The organism is Dokdonella sp. GW821-FHT11D02, from assembly GCF_058808595.1.
In genome coordinates, this window is sequence record NZ_CM179520.1 from 1981828 (window position 1) to 2001193 (window position 19366).

At 63.9% G+C, this 19366-nt stretch carries 12 protein-coding genes and 1 pseudogene; 8 read left to right on the top strand and 5 right to left on the bottom strand.

Going from position 1 to position 19366, the window contains the following annotated elements:
* Positions 1-166: 166 nt before the first annotated feature.
* A complete protein-coding gene (locus AC3QL3_RS08305; protein WP_492897910.1) occupies positions 167-7000 on the top strand; it encodes a choice-of-anchor U domain-containing protein in 6834 nt (2277 codons plus the stop codon).
* Positions 7001-7104: 104 nt separating this feature from the next.
* Here the strand turns inward: AC3QL3_RS08305 and AC3QL3_RS08310 are convergent, their stop codons facing one another.
* Entirely contained in the window at positions 7105-7722 is a 618-nt protein-coding gene (locus tag AC3QL3_RS08310) for a LysE/ArgO family amino acid transporter (RefSeq protein WP_492897911.1), read from the bottom strand.
* A gap of 100 nt (positions 7723-7822) precedes the next feature.
* Here AC3QL3_RS08310 and AC3QL3_RS08315 point away from each other — a divergent pair, with 100 nt between their 5' ends.
* The 4 genes from AC3QL3_RS08315 (at position 7823) to AC3QL3_RS08330 (ending at position 12326) form a co-directional block, all read left to right on the top strand.
* Complete coding sequence (locus AC3QL3_RS08315) at positions 7823-8719, top strand: LysR family transcriptional regulator ArgP (RefSeq protein ID WP_492897912.1); 897 nt, start codon at positions 7823-7825, stop codon at positions 8717-8719.
* A gap of 138 nt (positions 8720-8857) precedes the next feature.
* The gene (locus AC3QL3_RS08320) at positions 8858-9442 is read left to right on the top strand and encodes a hypothetical protein (RefSeq protein WP_492897913.1); all 585 of its coding nucleotides are present in this window, start codon (positions 8858-8860) and stop codon (positions 9440-9442) included.
* A gap of 266 nt (positions 9443-9708) precedes the next feature.
* Complete coding sequence (locus AC3QL3_RS08325) at positions 9709-10956, top strand: phosphoribosyltransferase-like protein (RefSeq protein ID WP_492897914.1); 1248 nt, start codon at positions 9709-9711, stop codon at positions 10954-10956.
* A gap of 194 nt (positions 10957-11150) precedes the next feature.
* Positions 11151-12326 carry a reverse transcriptase family protein gene (locus AC3QL3_RS08330; protein WP_492897915.1) on the top strand — a complete coding sequence of 392 codons (1176 nt, stop codon included), beginning with the start codon at positions 11151-11153 and terminating at the stop codon, positions 12324-12326.
* Between the two features lie 63 nt (positions 12327-12389).
* Here the strand turns inward: AC3QL3_RS08330 and AC3QL3_RS08335 are convergent, their stop codons facing one another.
* From AC3QL3_RS08335 to AC3QL3_RS08345, 3 genes are all read right to left on the bottom strand, one after another.
* Positions 12390-14117, bottom strand: a complete 1728-nt coding sequence (locus tag AC3QL3_RS08335) for a UvrD-helicase domain-containing protein (protein ID WP_492897916.1) — start codon at positions 14115-14117, stop codon at positions 12390-12392.
* Positions 14114-15865 (bottom strand): ATP-dependent nuclease, encoded by a 1752-nt coding sequence (locus AC3QL3_RS08340; protein ID WP_492897917.1) that lies wholly within the window; start codon positions 15863-15865, stop codon positions 14114-14116. The genes AC3QL3_RS08335 and AC3QL3_RS08340 overlap by 4 nt, the downstream gene beginning before the upstream one ends.
* Before the next feature lie 281 nt (positions 15866-16146).
* Positions 16147-16518 carry a nuclear transport factor 2 family protein gene (locus tag AC3QL3_RS08345; protein ID WP_492897918.1) on the bottom strand — a complete coding sequence of 124 codons (372 nt, stop codon included), beginning with the start codon at positions 16516-16518 and terminating at the stop codon, positions 16147-16149.
* Between the two features lie 101 nt (positions 16519-16619).
* Here AC3QL3_RS08345 and AC3QL3_RS08350 point away from each other — a divergent pair.
* Positions 16620-16748, top strand: a pseudogene (locus tag AC3QL3_RS08350) (LysR family transcriptional regulator); the annotation flags it as partial.
* A gap of 69 nt (positions 16749-16817) precedes the next feature.
* Positions 16818-17501 carry a LysR substrate-binding domain-containing protein gene (locus AC3QL3_RS08355; RefSeq protein WP_492898898.1) on the top strand — a complete coding sequence of 228 codons (684 nt, stop codon included), beginning with the start codon at positions 16818-16820 and terminating at the stop codon, positions 17499-17501.
* Between the two features lie 83 nt (positions 17502-17584).
* Here AC3QL3_RS08355 and AC3QL3_RS08360 read toward each other — a convergent pair whose 3' ends face one another.
* Positions 17585-18490: an MBL fold metallo-hydrolase gene (locus tag AC3QL3_RS08360; protein ID WP_492897919.1), complete on the bottom strand. Its 906-nt coding sequence runs from the start codon at positions 18488-18490 to the stop codon at positions 17585-17587.
* Between the two features lie 342 nt (positions 18491-18832).
* On the opposite strand from AC3QL3_RS08360, the gene AC3QL3_RS08365 reads away from it, so the two are divergent.
* A complete protein-coding gene (locus AC3QL3_RS08365) occupies positions 18833-19342 on the top strand; it encodes a hypothetical protein (protein ID WP_492897920.1) in 510 nt (169 codons plus the stop codon).
* Positions 19343-19366 lie beyond the last annotated feature (24 nt).

The window sequence follows — 19366 nt, forward strand, 5'->3', positions numbered from 1 at the left end:
GGCCCCGGCGCGCAAACAAAAACGGCATGCAAACGACGTGAAGACCGCAAGCGGGTGAGGCTTCGAAGAATTAGTGTATTTCGTCACACTTGCATCTGTTACCTTTTAAAATCGAGTCTTTCGCAACGGCGCGCTGCAGCGGGGCGCTGCTCCTAGGGGGAGTTTCATGTCCGTATCGTTTTCTGTCGGCCGCCGTCGCGTGCTGCGTGCGGCGCTGGTATCGGTTTTCGTCACCGTCTGCGGCCTGGCCTTCGCAGCTCCCGGCGATCCGGCCGGGCCCTTGGTCAGAGTGGGCGCCGGCGGCGTGCTCGACCACGACCCGTTCTACCAGACCAACAATGCGGTTCGTCCGATGGTCGGCTTGACCGGCGGCAACGTCGTGGTCGGCTGGGGTGCGGAGGCGAACACCTCGGTGAATCCGAATTCGCCCGACGGTAGCAACGGCAAATTCAGCGGCGCCTTCTTCAAGGTCCTGTCGGGCACGACCGGCGCTGCGATTTCCGGCGTGATCGCACCGTATCTGGACATCAATGCCGACGGCACCGGCTACCAGAGCGCACCGCAGGTCGCCGCGCTCACCGGCGGCGGCTTCGTGATCGTGTGGAACTCGATCGGCGGTCCGGGCGACACCTACGACGACGGCTTCGACGGCGGGGATGCCTGGGGCCGCGTCTACAGCGCGACCGGTACGCCGGTCAGCGGTACTTTCCACATCAACGAAAACGATCCGAGCGGCACGCCCGATGCACAGGAGCCGGTCGCCGTGGTCGGCTTGAGCGGCGGTGGCTTCGCCGTCGTCTGGCGCGACGCGAGCGCGGCGACCGGCAACACGCCCGACTATTTCTTGCGTGTCTATTCCGCCGCGGGCGTGCCGCAGGCAGCCAGCGCGCGCCTCGGCGGCACCGCGCACGACGCGTTCTACAAGGACTACAACACCGTGCGCGGCCTGATCGCGCTCGGCAACGGCAACGTCGCGGTCTCCTGGAGCACGCGCGATCAGAACAACGACGGCAGCGGCGTCAGCACCGACGGCGGCGGCAGCGCCGGCTATGTGCAGGTGTTCAACGCGTCCGGCGCGGCGGTGTCGGGCGTGGTGCGGCCCTACGCCGACATCAATCCCGACGGCAGCGGCAGCCAGAACGCGCCGCTGCTCGCGCCGCTCGCCGGCGGCGGCTTCGTCGCGACCTGGAACTCGACCCGCAATACCAACGACCCCGGCTTCGTCGACGTCGGCAATGGCGTCAACAATACGACTGGCGGCGATACCTACGCGCGCACCTTCAACGATTCGGGCGCGGGCACCAGCACCACGGTACGCGTGAACGACGTGCGCACCGACGACAGCGAATACCCCGCCGCCATCGTCGGCCTTACCGGCGGCGGCTTTGCCATCGTCTGGCAGGAAGACGACGACGCCACCGGCAACACCGACGACTACTACGCGCGCGCATTCACCGCCGCCGGCGCGGCTGCAGGACCGAGCCTCCCGATCGCCGGCACCGCCGCCGACGCGCTGTTCGAAGACTACAACCGTATACGCAGCCTGATCGCGCTCGACGACGGCGGCTTCGTCGCCGCCGTGCAGGTGCGCGATTCGGCCAACAACGGCACCGGCACTTCGCTCGACGGCGGCGCCAACGCCGCGCCGATCCGCGTATTCAATGCGAACGGCACCGCGCGCACCGGCGTCGTGTTCCCGTATTCGGACATCAATCCGAACGGCAGCGGCAGTCAGAACGGCCCGCAGCTGGCGGCCACCAACGGCGGTTTCGCCGTGACCTGGAACTCGGCGCGCAACACCGACGACGGCGCCAACAGCGACCAAGGCAACGGCAATCAGCCGACCACCGGCGGCGACACCTGGGTGCGCCTGTACAACAACGCCGGCACGCCGGTGCACGCGACCATTCGCGTGCACGACACCGAGCCGACCGGCACCATCGACGAACAAGTCCCGGCCACCATCACCAAGGTCGGCAACGGCTTCGCCGTGCTGATCCGCGACGAGAACAACGCGACCGGTGGTAGTGACGATCTGTTCCTACGCGTGTTCGCCGACACGCCGGTAGCGGCGCCGGAGATCGCCGTCGAGCAACCGGCCGGCACCGATATCGCCGATGGCGGCAGCAAGGCCTTCGGCAACGTCAACGTCGGCAGCAACACCAGCCTGACCTTCACCATCCGCAATTCCGGCACGGCCAATCTGACCGGATTGACGATCACCAAGGACGGCGCCAACGCCGGTGACTTCACCGTCACCGCCAACCCGACCGCGCCGGTCGCAGCGAGTGGTACGACCACGTTCACCGTGCAGTTCGCCCCCGGCGGCGCCGGCGCGCGCAGCGCGGCCATCCACATCGCCAACAACGATGCGGACGAGAATCCGTTCGACATCACGCTGACCGGCACCGGCGTCGCGCTCCCTAACCTCAGCATCAACGACGTCAGCCTCAACGAAGGCAACACCGGTACGACCAACTACACCTTCACCGTCAGCCTGTCGGCCCCGGCCGGCGCCGGCGGCGTCACGTTCGACATCGCGACTGCGAATGGCACCGCCACCGCGCCGAGCGACTACACGACCAAATCGCTGACCGCGCAGACCATTCCGGCCGGCAGCTCGACCTACGCCTTCAGCGTGCTGGTCAACGGCGATTTCGCGGTCGAGCCGAACGAGACCTTTTTGGTCAACGTCACCAACGTCACCAACGCGACCGTGACCGACGCGCAAGGGCAGGGCACGATCGTCAACGACGACACCGTCGGCGTCACCGTCAGTCCGACCTCAGGCTTGGTCACCACCGAGGTCGGCGGCACCGCGACCTTCACTGTCGTCTTGAACTCGCAGCCGAGCGCGAACGTCACCATCGGCCTCAGCAGCAGCGACACCACCGAAGGCACCGTCTCGCCCGCGAGCCTGACGTTCACCAACGCGAACTGGAACACCGCGCAGACCGTCACCGTGACCGGCGTCAACGACGCCGTCGACGACGGCGACATCGCCTACACGATCGTCACCGCCGCGGCGACCAGCGGCGATGCCGGCTACTCGGGATTCAATCCGGCCGATGTGACCGTCACCAACACCGACGACGACACCGCCGGCATCACGGTCAGCCCGACCTCCGGGCTCGTCACCACCGAAGCGGGCGCCAGCGCCATCTTCACCGTCGTGCTCACTTCGCAGCCGACCGGCAACGTGGCCATTCCGCTGTCGAGCAGCGATACGACCGAGGGTACGGTGGCACCGGCCAGCCTGACCTTCACCACCGCGAACTGGAACGTCGCGCAGACCGTGACGGTGACCGGCGTCAACGATTTCGTCGACGACGGCGACATCGCGTACACGATCGTGACCGCCGCGGCGACCAGCACCGATCCGGGCTACGCCGGTCGCAATGCGGCTGATGTGAGCGCCACCAACATCGACGACGATATTGCCGGCATCACCGTCAGCCCGACCACCGGGCTCACCACCACCGAAGCGGGCGGCACGGCCACCTTTACGATCGCATTGGCGACGCAGCCGACTGCGGACGTCACCATTCCGCTGTCGAGCAGCGACACCACGGAAGGAACCGTCGCACCGGCCAGCATGACCTTCACCGCGGCGAACTGGAACGTGGCACAGACGGTGACGGTGACGGGCGTCGACGATCTGATCGACGACGGCGACGTGACGTACACCATCGTCACCGCACCGGCGACCAGTAGCGACGCCGGTTACGCCGGCCGCGACGGCGCCGACGTCAGCGTCAGCAACACCGACGACGACACCGCCGGCATCACGGTGACGCCGACCAGCGGCCTCAGCACGACCGAAGCCGGTGGCACCGCGACCTTCACGATCGCACTGGCGACGCAGCCGACGGCCGATGTGACCATCGCGCTGTCGAGCAGCAACACCGACGAGGGTACGGTCGGCCCGGCCAGCGTGACCTTCACCGCGGCCAACTGGAACACGGCGCAGACGGTGACGGTCACCGGCGTCGACGACGCGCTCGACGACGGCGACATCGCCTACACCATCGTCACCGCTGCGGCGACCAGCAGCGACGCCGGTTACTCCGGCCGCGATGCGGCGGATGTCGCCGTCACCAATATCGACGACGATGCCGCCGGCATCACGGTGACGCCGGTGATCGGCCTGGTCACCAGCGAAGCCGGCACCACCGCCGCGTTCAATATCGTGCTCGACAGCGAGCCGACCGCGGACGTGACCATCGCGCTGTCGAGCAGCGACACCGCCGAAGGCACCATCGCGCCGGCCAGCGTGACCTTCACCGCGGCGGACTGGAACCAGCCGCAGACGATCACCGTGACCGGTGTCGACGATGCGATCGACGACGGCGACGTCGCCTACACGATCGTGACCGACCCGGCGACCAGTACCGACCCCAACTACGCCGGCATCGACGCCGACGACGTCGCGGTGACCAACACCGACAACGACACCGCCGGTATCACGGTCGCGCCGACGGCCGGCTTGATCACCACCGAAGCGGGCGGCACGGCGACCTTCACGGTCGTGCTCAACACCCAGCCGACCGCGGATGTGACGATCGCGCTGTCGAGCAGCGACACCGGCGAAGGCACGGTCGCACCGGCCAGCGTGACCTTCACCAGCGCGAACTGGAACACGGCGCAGACGGTCACCGTGACCGGCGTCGACGACGCGATGGTCGACGGCAGCATCGCCTACACCATCGTGACCGCGCCGGCGACCAGCACCGACCCGACCTACGCCGGCATCGACGCGGCGGACGTCGACGCCAGCAACAGCGACGACGACGTGGCGGGGATCTCCGTCTCGCCGACCGCGGGCCTGGTCACCAGCGAAGCGGGCGGCACGGCGACCTTCACCATCGCGCTGAACACGCAGCCGTCGGCCGACGTCACCATCGCGCTGTCGAGCAACGACACCAGCGAAGGCACCGTCACTCCGGCCAGCGTGACCTTCACCAGCGCGAACTGGAACCAGGCGCAGACCGTCACCGCTACCGGCGTCGACGACTCGATCATCGACGGCGACGTCGCCTACAGCATCGTCACCGCCGCGGCGACCAGCACCGATACCGACTACGCCGGCCTGAACGCGGACGACGTGATGGTGACCAACACCGACAACGACAGCGCCGGCATCACGGTTAACCCGACCGCCGGTCTGACCACGACCGAAGCGGGCGGCACGGCGACGTTCACCGTCGTGTTGAACACGCAGCCGTCGGCCGACGTGACGATCGCGCTCAGCAGCGACGACACCGCCGAAGGCACGGTCGCGCCGGCCAGCCTGACCTTCAGCGCGGCGAACTGGGACACCGCGCAGACGGTGACGGTGACCGGTGTCGACGACGCGCTCGCCGACGGCAACGTGGCCTACCACATCGTCACCGCCGCCGCGGTCAGCGCGGATACCGACTACAACGGCGTCGATGCGGCCGATGTGTCGGTGACCAACAGCGACGACGACAGCGCCGGTATCACGGTCAACCCGACCGCCGGACTCACCACCACCGAAGCGGGCGGCACGGCGACGTTCACCGTCGTGCTCAACACGCAACCGACCAGCGACGTGACCATCGCGCTCAGCAGCAGCGATACGAGCGAAGGCACGGTCGCCCCGGCCAGCGTGACCTTCACGGCGGCGAACTGGAACGCGGCGCAGACCGTAACGGTCACCGGCGTCGACGATCTGCTCGCCGACGGCGATGTCGCTTACAGCATCGTCACGGCGGCGGCGGTCAGTGCGGATGCGAACTACAACGGCGTCGATGCCGCCGACGTGGCGCTGACCAACACCGACAACGACGCGTCCGGCATCACGGTCTCGCCCACGGCGGGTCTGACGACGACCGAAGCGGGCGGCACGGCGACCTTCTCGGTCGTGCTGCGCACGCAGCCGACCGGCAATGTGACCATCGCACTCAGCAGCAGCGATACCAGCGAAGGCACGGTCGCGCCGGCCAGCCTGACCTTCACCGCGGCGAACTGGAACACCGCGCAGACCGCGACGGTGACCGGCGTCGACGACTCGGCCAGCGACGGCAACGTCGCCTACAGCATCGTCACGGCTGCGGCGGTCAGCACCGATCCGAGCTACAACGGCGTCGACGCGGCCGATGTCTCGGTGACCAACACCGACGACGACAGCAGCGGTGTCTCGATCACGCCGAGCGGCCCGATCACCACCAGCGAAAGCGGCAGCAGCGCCACGCTGTCGATCGTGCTGAACACGCAGCCGACGGCGAACGTGACGATCCCGATCGCTTCGAGCGACAGCAGCGAAGCGAGCGTGTCGCCGGCCAGCGTGACCTTCACCGCGGCGAACTGGAACACACCGCAGACGGTCACCGTCACCGGCGTCGACGACCTCTCCTTCGACGGCAACGTGGCCTACACGATCCAGCCCGGCCCGGTCGCTTCGACCGATCCGGTCTACCAAGGCGTCGCCTTGGCGCCGATCGCCGGCAGCAACACCGACGACGAGACCGATCGCCTGACGGGCTCGACAGCCACCGGCAGCGGCCCGGCGACGATCCTGATCGCCGGCGGCCAATGCTCGCTCGATCCGGCACAAAGCGGGTTCGTCGCGATGAGCGGCCTGCAGCTGCCGAGCGGAGTCTCGTTCCCGCACGGGGCGGTCGCGTTGCGCGCGCAAGGGTGCACGGTCGGCACCAGCCTGACGGTGACCTTGACGTTCCCGTCGCTGCCGCCGGGTTGGGCGCTGTGGAAGCTCAGTGCCGCAGCGGCGCCGGCCACGATCACGGCGGCGCCGTCGGGCGCGACCAGCGTGGTCTACACGATCGTCGACGGCGGTCCGCTCGACGCTGACGGCGCCGCCAACGGTGTCATCGTCGATCCGGTCGCGCTCGGTGTGCCGCAGCAGCCGGGCACGGGCGAAGCGAAGCCGGTACCGGTCGGCGATCCGCGTGCGCTCGGCTTGTTGCTGGTGCTGCTGGCCGGCATCGGTGCGCTGTTCGCGCGCCGGGCGCGGGTCTAGGAAACTCGGAACGGCGTCATGCCCGCGAACGCGGGCATGACGTCATCGCGGTCGCGCCGAGCTTTCTCAGTCGAAGTCGCGAGACGCCGAGTCACGCCGTTCAATCAGTCGATCGGCCGCAACAACAGCAGCAGACACAAGCTCAGCATGAACACCGCCATCAGCGCGTCCAGTACGCGCCATGCGCGCGGATTGCGAAACACCGGCAACAGCAAGCGCGCGCCGTAGCCCAAACTCGAGAACCACAGCACGCTCGCGCAACACGCGCCGAACGCGAACGCCCAGCGCGCGGTGCCGGCGTAGCGCGTGGACAGGCTGCCGAGCAGCACCATCGTGTCGAGATACACGTGCGGATTGAGGAAGGTGAAGGCGAGGCAGGCGAGCAGCACGCGCCGCCGACTCGCTTCGCCGGCAGCCGTCGGCGCCAGCGCGCTGCTGCCGCGCCACGCACGCAGCGCCGCCATCGACCCATACGCGCCGAGAAAGGCCGCGCCGCCGAAGCGCAACAGCTGCAGCAAGCCGGGCCACTCACGCACCAGCACGCCGATGCCGGCGACGCCGCCAACGATCAGCGCGATGTCGCCGAACGCGCAAACCGCGACGACCAGGCCGACGTGACGGCGCTGCAAACCCTGACGCAGAACGAACGCGTTCTGCGCACCGATCGCGACGATGAGACCTGCACCGGCAACGAAACCGGCAGTGGCGGCGGCGAGGAACATGGCGACTCCGGCAACGAGGCGGGGCAGCCTGGCGCGTCGACATGATTAAGACAAACTACTTATTCTGTAAGCTATGAAGAAAATCTAATCCGGTAGCGCCGTGGACCTGATCCATCCGCAACTCGCCGCCTTCACCGCCGTGCTGGAAGAGGGCAGCTTCGACGCCGCCGCGCGCCGCCTGTCGGTCACGTCCTCCGCTGTTTCGCAGCGGATCAAGGCGCTCGAAGATCGCCTCAGCCAAGTACTGGTCCTGCGCCAGACGCCATGCCGCCCGACCCCGGCTGGCGAAAGCCTGCTGCGCCGCGTGCGCCCGATGCAGGCGCTCGAAGCCGAAGCGCTGTCCGATTTTCTACCGGAGAAAACCGCCGCGGCCGCTGCACGCCCGATCGCGATCGCGGTCAACGACGACTCGCTCGAAACCTGGTTCCTCGCCGCGCTCGCGCGATTGCATCGGGACTACGGCTATCTGTTCGACGTGCGTGTGGACGACCAGGACCACACGCTCGATCTCCTGCGCGCCGGCGCCGTGCTCGGCGCCGTCACCGCCGCCGCGACGCCGCTGCAAGGCTGCAACGTGCACCCGCTCGGAACCATGCGCTACTACGCCATCGCCGCACCGGACTTCGCCGCGCGCTACTTCGCGAACGGCGTCGACGCCGCCGCACTCGCGCTCGCGCCGATGATCGTGTTCAACCGCAAGGACGAACTGCAATGGCGCTACGTGCGCCGCGTCACGCGCGCGCGGCTGGCGCCGCCGATGCACTACATCCCGACATCATCGGGCTTCGTCGAAGCCGCCGCGCGCGGACTCGGCTGGTGCCTCGCACCCGAATCACTGATCGCGCCGGCCTTGCAGGCGAAGACGATCGTGGTGCTCGATCGCAAGCGGTGGCTGGATGTGGTGTTGTATTGGCAGTGTGCGGGGGTGCGGTCGGAGATGTTGCGGAGGGTGGGGCAGGTGGTACGAGAGGCGGCGGGGGAGGTTCTGCGTGCCTAGATACCGCCGAGATGCGACGCCGCGACACGAAGTTACTGCGTCGACCTCCCACCGGTTCTTTTTCGTCCTCAGCCCAGAAGCGGATACGCGTCCGGAGTGGTAGGGTGCGGCGATATCTTCTCGGCGTCGGGTGCGACGATGTTCAGATGGGTCATCTACATCGCATTCGCCTTCTCTCTTGCCGCCGCGAAAGCAGATACCGACACGAAACTCTATTTCCCCCAAGGCGCTCTCAATCCGAGTTCGACGACGTCGGATGACTTCGACAACCAGTGGTACTCCGCGCACCTCCGCGTCATGGCCGAACCCGTCCTCGCGCCGTCGCGCACAACCCGCGCATATCGCTTCACCTGGCTGCGAACATTCCATCACCCCGTTGCGATTCGCGTTGTAGCCGCGAACGGTCAATTCAAGCTGTTCGCCACCGAGCTCGACGGCGCTGGCGGCTACAGTCCGGGCGCGGTACTGCGAAGAAAAAGTACTTCTCTCTCGGTCGCACAATTCGAGGAGCTCGAAGCGCTGATCTTGCGCAACGACTTCTGGAATCTTCCGCCGCATGACGACAGGACCGGCATGGATGGATCCCAGTGGATCGTCGAGGCCGCTACCGTCAAGTATCACGTGGCGGCTCGCTGGACACCCAAGGAAGGAGCGCTGCGTGAGATTGGCGAGCGGTTTCTTTCTCTTGCAGGTTGGACTTTCAGTTCCCGTGAAATGTACTAGCGAGGTTCGGGGTCGATCAGGCGCTCACGTCAATTGGTTCCAGTTCTGGCCGGTTGCTGCCGCCGGCGAGCGGCGGTGACTAGAGAACCTTCTCGCCTGCAGTCAAGGGCAGCTTTCGATCCAAAGCAGACATTTAACTTGTTAACTCAAATAATCCGCGCTATTCAAAATCGAAGAGCTTCGCACCTTGGTTAGTATTGAGCGGGCGTCCGTGGTATGACAACAGAACCAGCATCTGACTAGATGAGTGAGATTGGGGGCATTGCATGGCAGGCAACGCGACTTTCTTGAAGGCCTCGACTACCCAAGCCTGGCTGTCGCAATTTGATCCCCCCGACCAGCAGATAGCGAGAACGATTCTCGAAGAAATGCTGCTGGTCTCTCGCGATGAGTTCGCCGAGCGGCTAAGAAGTGCAATCCTCCGACGCCTTGATGCCGAATCAGGTCCCGTCGGGATCTACGTGGAGAGAGAGCTTCCAAGCCGAAAGGGCATCCCCCATCGTCTGTTCAAGGAATCCACCCGTCGTCCAAAAAGAGCGCATGGAGTCGGTCCCGCACCCGTGGCGCCCACGCGTCGATATGATCCCGACGTGGGAAGCGAAGGCATTGTCGCCCAGTTGGTCACGGAAATCTGTCGTGAACGCAAAGGTCTCGCTATCAACCATCCCGGGCCAGACACGATCCGTAAGAAGTCCATTCGTCGCTTCATGTTGGTCACCGATTTCATAGGTTCCGGCGATCGCGCATGGAAGTACCTACAAGCAGCTTGGCGCGTGCGCTCCGTGAGGAGCTGGTGGTCATTGCGGGCCAGCAACGGGATGGGCTTTGAGGTGGTTGCCTACTCTGGTTCGCTGAAAGGGATAAAGCGGGTGCAGTCGCATCCATCAGCCCCCCTCGTGTCGACCGTATGTGCGTGCCCTACTGTTTCCACCAGCCTGAGTCCGGCAGACAGGCAAGAAGTCATCAGCTTGTGTGAGCGAAAGAAACCTGACAAGAAGATGCCCGCGATGGGATTTGGCGAAGTGGGCGCCTTGATCGCCTTCGCTCATGGAGCACCGAACAACTGCCCTGCAATGCTGTTCAAGAAGGCCAGTGGTTGGGAGCCGCTGTTCCCGGTTCGATTGACTACGAGCACTCGAGCCGACTTCACCGTTGAAGACGCAGCCGAGGAAGTACGTGCGCGTCTGGAAAAGATGGGGCAGAGCAGGCTAGCTCACCCAGAATTGAAGGCCGTCCCGTCCGGCAAGCGTAACCTTCTTCTGGTCATGGCCGCGTTGAGCAAGCCTCCGCGGACGCCAGAAGCCGTCTCCAGAAAGACAAGGCTCACTCTGTTTGAAGTCGAAGCGGCGATAGCCCGAGGACTCAAGCTGGGGTGGCTTGATGGAAGAAACCGTGTTGCGGATGAGGGCCACGCCGAACTCAGGCGGGCGCGAATAGTCCCCGCCAAGAAGCCAGGCTTTCCTAGCGTTCCTGAAGAGCCTTATTATCCCAAGTCATTGAGAGCGCCAACGTGATCCGTCTAGTTGAGCTGGTGAAAAGCCGGCCCTGGCGAGCGGTACACGTTACTGCTCGTCTTGGAGCGCAGAGTTCTGTTGCTCTTAGACCTAGCGTCCGCTTGAAGCAAGGCGCGTCGCGCTGTGCCCGCGAGCGGACGCGGCGAAGACTTGCTTCACAGCGCGACGCGTCTCACCCGAAGGTGTCGAAGTAGATGACACGTTGGCGCTCTCAATCCTTTCGAGCCGGTGCTCTAAAGACTGGCGTCAATCCCGCGGTGGTCGAAAACGCCATTGCCGCTGCTGAGTGCGTGCTGCGGGTGAACCCTGAGCTTCCGCCGGTGCTTTCATTGCGGCATCTGGCTCACTTGTCCGATACACCCTATGGTCTCCTGAGGAAATACGCATCCCGGGAGAGTTTCGACCCATACACCACCTTCAGGATTCACAAGAGACCCCTGAACGGCTGGATTCGTTACCGTACGATCGCAGTGCCGGAGCCAGCACTGTTGAAGGTTCAGCGCTGGATCACTCAAAAAATCCTTGCGTACGCCAAACCTCACGAGGCCAGCGTCGCATTCTCGAAGGGAGATACGCTTTACGAGGCTGTTGCTGGCCATTGCGGTTGCCGATGGCTTATCAAGATCGACATAAGGAACTTCTTCGAGTCAATCAACGAGATTGCTGTGTATCGGGTTTTTCACAGCTTGGGCTATCAACGCTTGGTCGCTTTCGAGTTTGCGCGACTTTGTACGCGTATGGGCGGCAAGTCGCGGATACGCAGTACCCGCCGTTGGCATCTGGATCGAGAAAAGTGGACTGCGATTCCTAGCTACGAAGCTTGGAATCCGACAACCGGACCGCGCATAGGACATCTGCCGCAAGGAGCGCCGAGCAGCCCCATGTTGGCGAACTTAGCGGTTCAAGAAGTTGATAAGGAAATCGCTTCAGTGGCAAAGGCTTTTGGCTTGACATACACACGGTATGCCGACGACATGCTACTGTCCACGCGTCGAGACGATTTCAGTCGATTAAATGCGCGCGCAGTTGTTGGTAAGGTTACTGCGGCCCTCGGGAAGTGGGGTTTGGGTGCAAATTCCGCCAAGACAGCCATTTCTCCTGCGGGAGGCCGAAAGCTGGCATTGGGTCTCTTGGTGGATGGAACGTCGCCCAAGTTGCCTCGTGATTTCAAAGCAAACCTCCGTCAGCATCTGTACTACCTTGAGAACCCAGCCATAGGTCCTGTGGGTCATGTGCGGGCGCGTGGTTTCGCCTCGGTTACAGGTTTGCGGAATCACCTGCAGGGGCTTGTATCCTTCGCGCTGCAGATAGAGCCAGAATATGGAAACCAAGTGAAAGCAAGATTGGCCGCTATTGAGTGGCCACTTTAGCCCATCCACCGACGGGCTACCGCAGGTCTGATTCACGGCATGTTGCTGAAAGCAAGTGTGCCCTCAAGCTGTGCCAACCTCGCGAAACCCAGCGTCCAGCAAGCGCTGGCGAAGACCCGGCAGGGCAGCCGCGGGGACGCCGAGCCAAAGCAAGTTCCTGGCCCGCGTGACGGCGACGTAGCCAATACGGCCGACTTCGGTCGCAACACCGTCCAGCATCGCTTCGATATGTTCCTTCGTCGCTACGTAAAGCACGGCGTCGAGGCTCTCCCCTTTGGCCTTGTGTACGGTATCAATCCGGATCCGGGTATTGCGCTGAGTTCCGAGGTCGTCCGCGGCTACAAGCGAAGCATGCGGCAGGTCGCGTCGTGTCAGCTTAGCCCCCAAGCTATTGACGGGAGTCAGCCCGAACTGGTTTTGGAGGGTGGCCAGCATCTGGCGCACGCGGTCAAGCAGGAGGGGAAGCCACTCAGTGTCAGCGAGCAACGTGGACGGAGGCAGCCCCGTATCCGGATCTCGGACAAACTGCCACAGAAGCCGCCGCAGGGGCCGTATCTCGGGATACCTGGACGGGGTTAGCAACGCCACAAGCAGGTTGTCCGGCGGACTGTCCAGCAGGCCGACGATGCAGCGCGCCAGCGCCTCGAAGGAGCGCCTGTAGTGACGACGCTTGTCCCGGAGGATCGAAGCGAGGGCGAATCCCTTGACGAGTCCGCGCCCGACGGGCGTATCGGCGCCAGAGAGCTCATCTGCCAGCTTCACCGCGCGGCAAAGAATGGCGCAACGACTGTGATCGAGTCCGGCTGCCGTGACGGTCGCCTCGAAGGTTTCGATCAATTGATCCCGGTCGTTGCCGCGATAAGAGATGAAGAAGGCGCCATGTACCGTATCGGGCGCATCCCTATCGTGAGTGTCGTTGCGGTTCGATAGCTGATTGGCTAGAGCGAGAATCGCGGGAACCGAGCGATAGTTCTTGGTGAGCGAGAACGAACGGATGCCTGCGCGATTTCCGTACTCGGTCAGGAACCTGCCGTCCGCCCCGGAAAACTCGTAGATGCCCTGATTGGGGTCGCCAATCAGGGAAATCTCCATTCCAGCACCTGCAAGCAGATCGAGGATGGCTTGGTGACAAGGGCCGATGTCCTGCGATTCGTCAATCAGGACATGTGGATAGCGACGAACCAGTGCCCGGAGAATGGCTGGCTGCTCGCGCAAGGCTCGTTGACACCAGTACCGACCGAGGTCATGCGTATATGCGCCCGTCCTGCCGAGGCGGGCGATGAGGTTCAGGGCTGCCGCACTGTTCAAATCCACACTCTGACTGTGGACGCTATAGAAGAAATGAAAGTCGCCGTTACGGAATCCAACGCGCATCATCGTGATGCTCAGGGGAAACCGCTGCGGTGTCATAAACGTGAAGCCTGCGAGGAATGGCTCGCTTCCAGAAACCAGGTATGCCGTTTGCTGCGCGCCCATCGTGCGATGCCCGTGCGGCCTCAGGACGTGGGTCGTGATAAACGCATCCAGTGTGTCGATGTCGACTCTGTCCCTTCCGACGGTGGTCGGCAGGGTTTGTGCGAGATGCCGATAGTTTTCGCGGAAGGTGTCAACGGCGACATTGGAGAACGAGAGCAGTGCAACCCGCCCCCGCTGTTCTCCCAGGCGCCGCCGCATCTCGACCAATCGGTGTACGGCTGTCCGCGTCTTGCCGCTACCAGCGCATGCGATTACCGACAACGGGCCTGTCGGCGCATCGACGACCGCGCGCTGCTCGTCAGACAAGGCAGTCATGCGGTAGGCGTCTCGCATTGGCAGGCGTGCGCCATAGCTTCGCGGATGTATTCGGGTACGACGCAGGGGGTTTCCGGGTTGACCAGGATCTGCGCGAGTGCCTGGCCGAATTTGCCTTTCTGGATGTTGCCCTGCGGGCGTTCGAACATGCCGGTGAACAGGGCCTTTGCCTTGGCTGCGTCCCCGTCCGCTGCCCCGACCGCCGCTTGCACCGCTTCGCCGATCTTGGGATGCAATTCCTTCAGTGCCGACAGCATCGCCGTGCGATTGTCGGCATGCAGGGCGAGGTCATATTCCAGCGTCTTCAGGCCGTGGAAGACCTTGACGTAGTGGTCTTCCCTCTCCTTCATCTTCGCGGTGTTGGCGGACACGGTTACTGAATCTCCAAGCGCCGGATATAGCGTCTGAGGAATGCCATCACCGTCTTGTTCCTGTGCGGGATCGGCGTCGGTGATCAGTGCGGCGGGGACCTTTAGCGCCTGCTCGCCGAACAACGGCAAGAAGGAGTCAAAGTTCAGTCCTTCCATGCTAATGAGACTCACCGCGTGCTGGCGCAGGTCGAAACCTGCCCTGGCCGCAAGCACGTTCATCAGCATAAGTTCGGCCGCGCCTTCCACGAAGATGACGCGGCGGGCGAAGAACAGCTCTGCACGAGTGACGTCCAGGTAACGCTTGAGTTTCTCACGCTTGTCGGCCGCAAACTCGACGGTCCTGGGGAAGAACGTCTCGACCGCGGTGCCGGTGTCCACCAAGCAGGTCAGGCAATCCAGATCCGCGATGCTGGCGAAGTTCGGGGAGTGGCTGGTGACGAAAAGCTGGACTGACTTCTCGCCTTCGTTGGTGTGGATGCTTTCGAGATATCGCAGCAGGATGGATTGGAGCTGAGGATGCAGATGGGCTTCCGGTTCCTCGATGACCAAGCCCCGGTAGCTGGCTTCGGCGTTCTTTACAAGTTCGCTAAGCACGACCGCCATGAAGATCAGGTTGTTGAAACCTAGTCCGTTCTGTTCAATCTCGAAGTTGTCGACGAGGATGGAAAGCCGGGAGGACAGCCGCTGGAAATCGCTGGCGCTCAGCCCTACCTCCAGCGCTTGCGCCAACTGCTCGCCCAGCATGGACGCGTGGCGGGTAGCAATTGCGTTCTGCGTATTGACGATCGGTGCGTGTGTCCTGAGGTTCTGATCGAGTTCGCTCAGCGCCTGATTGATCCCGTCGCGGCCGGCATCGTCAGCCAGCATCTGCAGAAGCCGCGATAGTTGGCTGGCACGACCCGGTCGAAGGCTTTGCGCAGCGTCCCGGAGCGGCTGCAGATAGACGCCCCGCAGATTTTCCAGCATGTCGGAGGTCAGGCCAATGTCTTCGTGTTCGCCACACCAGCGTTTGATGCGAAGGCGCCCGCTGGCGTCCGCGCCGGAATAGCGAACATAGATATGCGCTTCCAGGTTCCTATTGTCGTCGGGCTTCAGTGCCGCCAGAAAATCTGCTTCGTCGTCTAGGGAGAGGTCTCGGAATACGTAGTGAAACGTGATGTCGCCAGCTGGATTCCCTTCCTTTGGGCGGTGCAAGTCATCGATGTCCAGTCGCGGTGGCGGTTCGTCGTGGCCGGCAAGCAACGCACGCAGCGCATCGACGACGGCGGTCTTGCCCACGTTGTTCGCACCCACAATGATGTTCAGCCCAGGCTGAAACCGGACTTGGAGTTCCTTAAACTTTCGGAAATTCGAAATGCTGAGTTGAGCCAAGTACATCCGTCCCCCTTTCACCACATACTTTGGTGTGACTACTTTGTCGCGGCACTCTTATGGGCGCGCTCGCTAAGCGCCATCTGTATCTCCCTCTGTAGAGGATGCCTTGTGCCCCCGACAGGGGACTTCCAGCTCCCGTGATCTCCTTGTTCGGTTATGGCCTATTGCAGCCGTTCATCGACCGTGTCGTTCGCGTCGAGGGCGCTTGATCCCTGCAGGACGCAACCACGACAACGACCTCTTCTAGCGCGGATCGGCTGCAGATGCATCGTTCAATCGGATGATTACCACGCCTCCGAAGTCATCACCTTCTGCACAATCTTCCACACCCCACGCATCTTCAAGCACGACAACACATCCGTAAACACCCGCGGCGGCACCCGTAGCTTTACTTTCAACACCGCAAGCCCCTTCTCGACATCGATCGACAAAATCCGATCGTCACGTTCGAACCCCTGTTCCTTAGGCGCTCTGATATTGCGCACGGCGGCCAACCACGCCGCAATCGGCGTCACACTCACCTCGCCGTCTTCACCGATCTTGGTCACCGAACTCGACGGATGGAACAGGGACGCGAATTTCTCGGCGTCCATTTCGTAGGCGGCGTCGAAATAGGTCTGCGCGATCGCTCGCAAAGCGGAAACATCGGAATCCATAGTGGCCCTCGAATCGTGATTGTCGAGCTAGCCTAGAGCGGGGCGACTTATGGCAGTAGCCCAGTTGCGAAGGGAGGCCTCATGAGTAGTATTCATCAATGATGGGAAACGAACTGACCGAGCTGGCGGCGTTCGCGACGGTCGCGCGGGAGCGAAGCTTCACGCGCGCGGCGGCGAAGCTGAGTGTTTCGCAATCTGCGCTGAGCCATACGATCCGCCGGCTCGAACAGCGGCTCGAGTTGCATCTTCTGGCTCGAACGACGAAGAGCGTCGCGCCGACCGCGGCGGGTGCTGCGCTGTTGCAGGATCTGTCGCCGGCGTTGGAGCAGATCGCGCAGGCTTTGGACCGGGCGCAGAGTTTGCGGCGCCGTCCTGCGGGTCGGCTGCGCATCGTGATGTCGCGTTCGGCCGCGGTGATGGTGTTGCTGCCGCGGCTCACGGCCTTCGCCGAGGCCTATCCCGACATCGTTCTCGACGTCGTCACCGTGACGGGTCCGGTCGATCTCGTCGCGGGCGAGTTCGATGCCGGTATCCAGCTCGGCGAGTACATCCAGAAGGACATGATCGCGGTGCGCGTGACGCCGCCGCTGCGGTTGGCCGTGGTGGGATCGCGCGGCTATTTCTCGTCACGAAGCATTCCGCACAAGCCGAGCGATCTCGCCGATCATCGATGCATCACGCTGCGCCTTCCGAGCGGGCCGTATCGGTGGGAGTTCGAGCGCGGACGCAAGTCGGTCACGGTCGGCGTGTCCGGCCCGCTCATCATCGACGACACGCACTTGGTGATCCAGGCGGTGCTGGCCGGAGCGGGGCTCGGTCTGGTCTATGAGGAGCAGGTCGCGGCGGACATCGCCAAGCGGCGGCTCATTCGTGTGCTGGAGGATTGGACGCCGCCGATTCCCGGCTTCTTTCTCTACTACCCGAGCCGCCGGCATCAGCCGGCCGCGCTGTCGGCGCTGGTGAACGCGCTGCGACTCTCGTAACGGGAGTCGCAGCGCATGGCGACGTGAGACGGACTCGGTGATCGCTTCGTTTGGATCGTCGATCGCGGCGTGACGAGCAGCGTTCAGTACGCCCAGTTGATCGGCACGTAACGGAACGCGTTGCCGGCGACCGCGACGCGACCGAGCGAAGGAAACGACAAGTGGCTGGCCAAGAACAGCTCGCCGGTCTTCGCCGCCTCGCGCAAGAGCCCGACGCGCACGCCGGTCGCGTCTTCGGGTTCGTGGTCGAAGGCGTTTTCCCATTCGGGGTATTCGACGCCGGCCGGGACCACGGCATCGCCGGCGAAGGTCAGCCGCTCGCCGCCGGACGCCACGCGCACCACGCTGTGTCCGGGCGTGTGGCCGCCGGTGCGCGTGACGACGACGCCGGGCGCGACCTCGTGCTCTTGGTCGAACGGCCGCAGCTCGCCGCGGTACGCATCGAGGAACTTGCGCGCGCTCGAGCGGATGACGTCTTGAATGCCGCCGAAGGTGTTGTGCGAGAAATCGGGTGCCTCGAAGAATTCCACGTCGGTGCCGGACACGTGGATGCGCAGGTCTGCGCGCATCCGACTTCTGAGGCGCTCGTCGAGCAGGCCGCCGATATGGTCCATGTGGATGTGCGTAGCCACCACGTCGGTGATGGACGAGGGATCGATGCCGGCGCCCTCCAATCGCAGGGCGAGCCGACCGGCGCGCGTCGCGTTCGAGATCTCCGAGCCCACGCCGGCGTCGATCAGGATCGTGCGGCCGCCGCTGTGCACCACGACGACGTTGAGCCCCCAATCGATCACCGGCGGCAGGAATCTGTCGCGCATCGCGGCATCGCGCACGGCCGCATCGACGTTGATGCCCAAGATGTCGGCGGGTATCGCCATGGCGCCGTCGCTGATCACCATCACGTCGATGTCGCCGATCCGCGTCGCGTAGCGCGACGGAACCGATTCGTGGCCGGGGTGTGATTCGTTACCGGGGTGGCACAAGCACATGCGGGACTCCTCAATTCCGATGGTGGGAAGCGCCCGTTGCCGGGGCGTTCTCGGTGCGGAGGAAGTTACAGATCGGCGCAATCGCCCAATAGACATGTGCAAAGAATCGCCGTGGTGCGCGGCGCGAACCAATCGCAGGGCGTCAAGATGAGAGCCGCTACGAAGCCCGCTTTGAGCCCAGCCAAGGAGCGTCGACATATGCGCAGACGACGATGCGCTGGCGTCGTTGCGGACCCCGCGCCTGCGCTTCCCGGCTTGGCTGAGTCGTTTCTTGCGCCAGTGGCTAATCGTGCGGCCGGAAGATACCGTCGTAAGTCCGTAACGCATTGAGTGAAGCATTCCATGACATCGTTCGCACAGACCGTGTCTGCGGCGCTGCTTGGACTGCTGCTCGTCAGCGGCCCGGCGCTGTCGCAGGAATGGAAGCTCGACCGGCTCGACAAACCGGTGACCTTGCACGCCATCCCGCGATCGGACAACGGCAAGCGGATCGGCATGGCCGCGACGTTCGGCAATTCTTATCTGAGCTATGAAGCGTTCCGCGGCCGGCTCGTTCTTCGTTACGCAGGACAGTTCGATCAGAGTCGCTTACCGTCGTCGAAGGCGAAACGCTACGCGCGAGGACTGGCCGGGGCGGCGATCTATCAGGTGGAGAATGCCGATCGGTTCCTTGCCGACAACCCGCGGCGGCTGTTTCTTGGGCCGGGAATCAAGCCCACGTTCGTTACGCTGAAGCAGGGCGAGTACATCGACGGCGAGAAAGCGACGTGGGTATGCATTCTGTCGTCGGCCAGCGTCGATCGGTTCTATGAAACGCAAACGGGTCACGAGCGCTGCGACGCCTTTCGCTGACCGGCTATCTCGTCGATCGGAGCG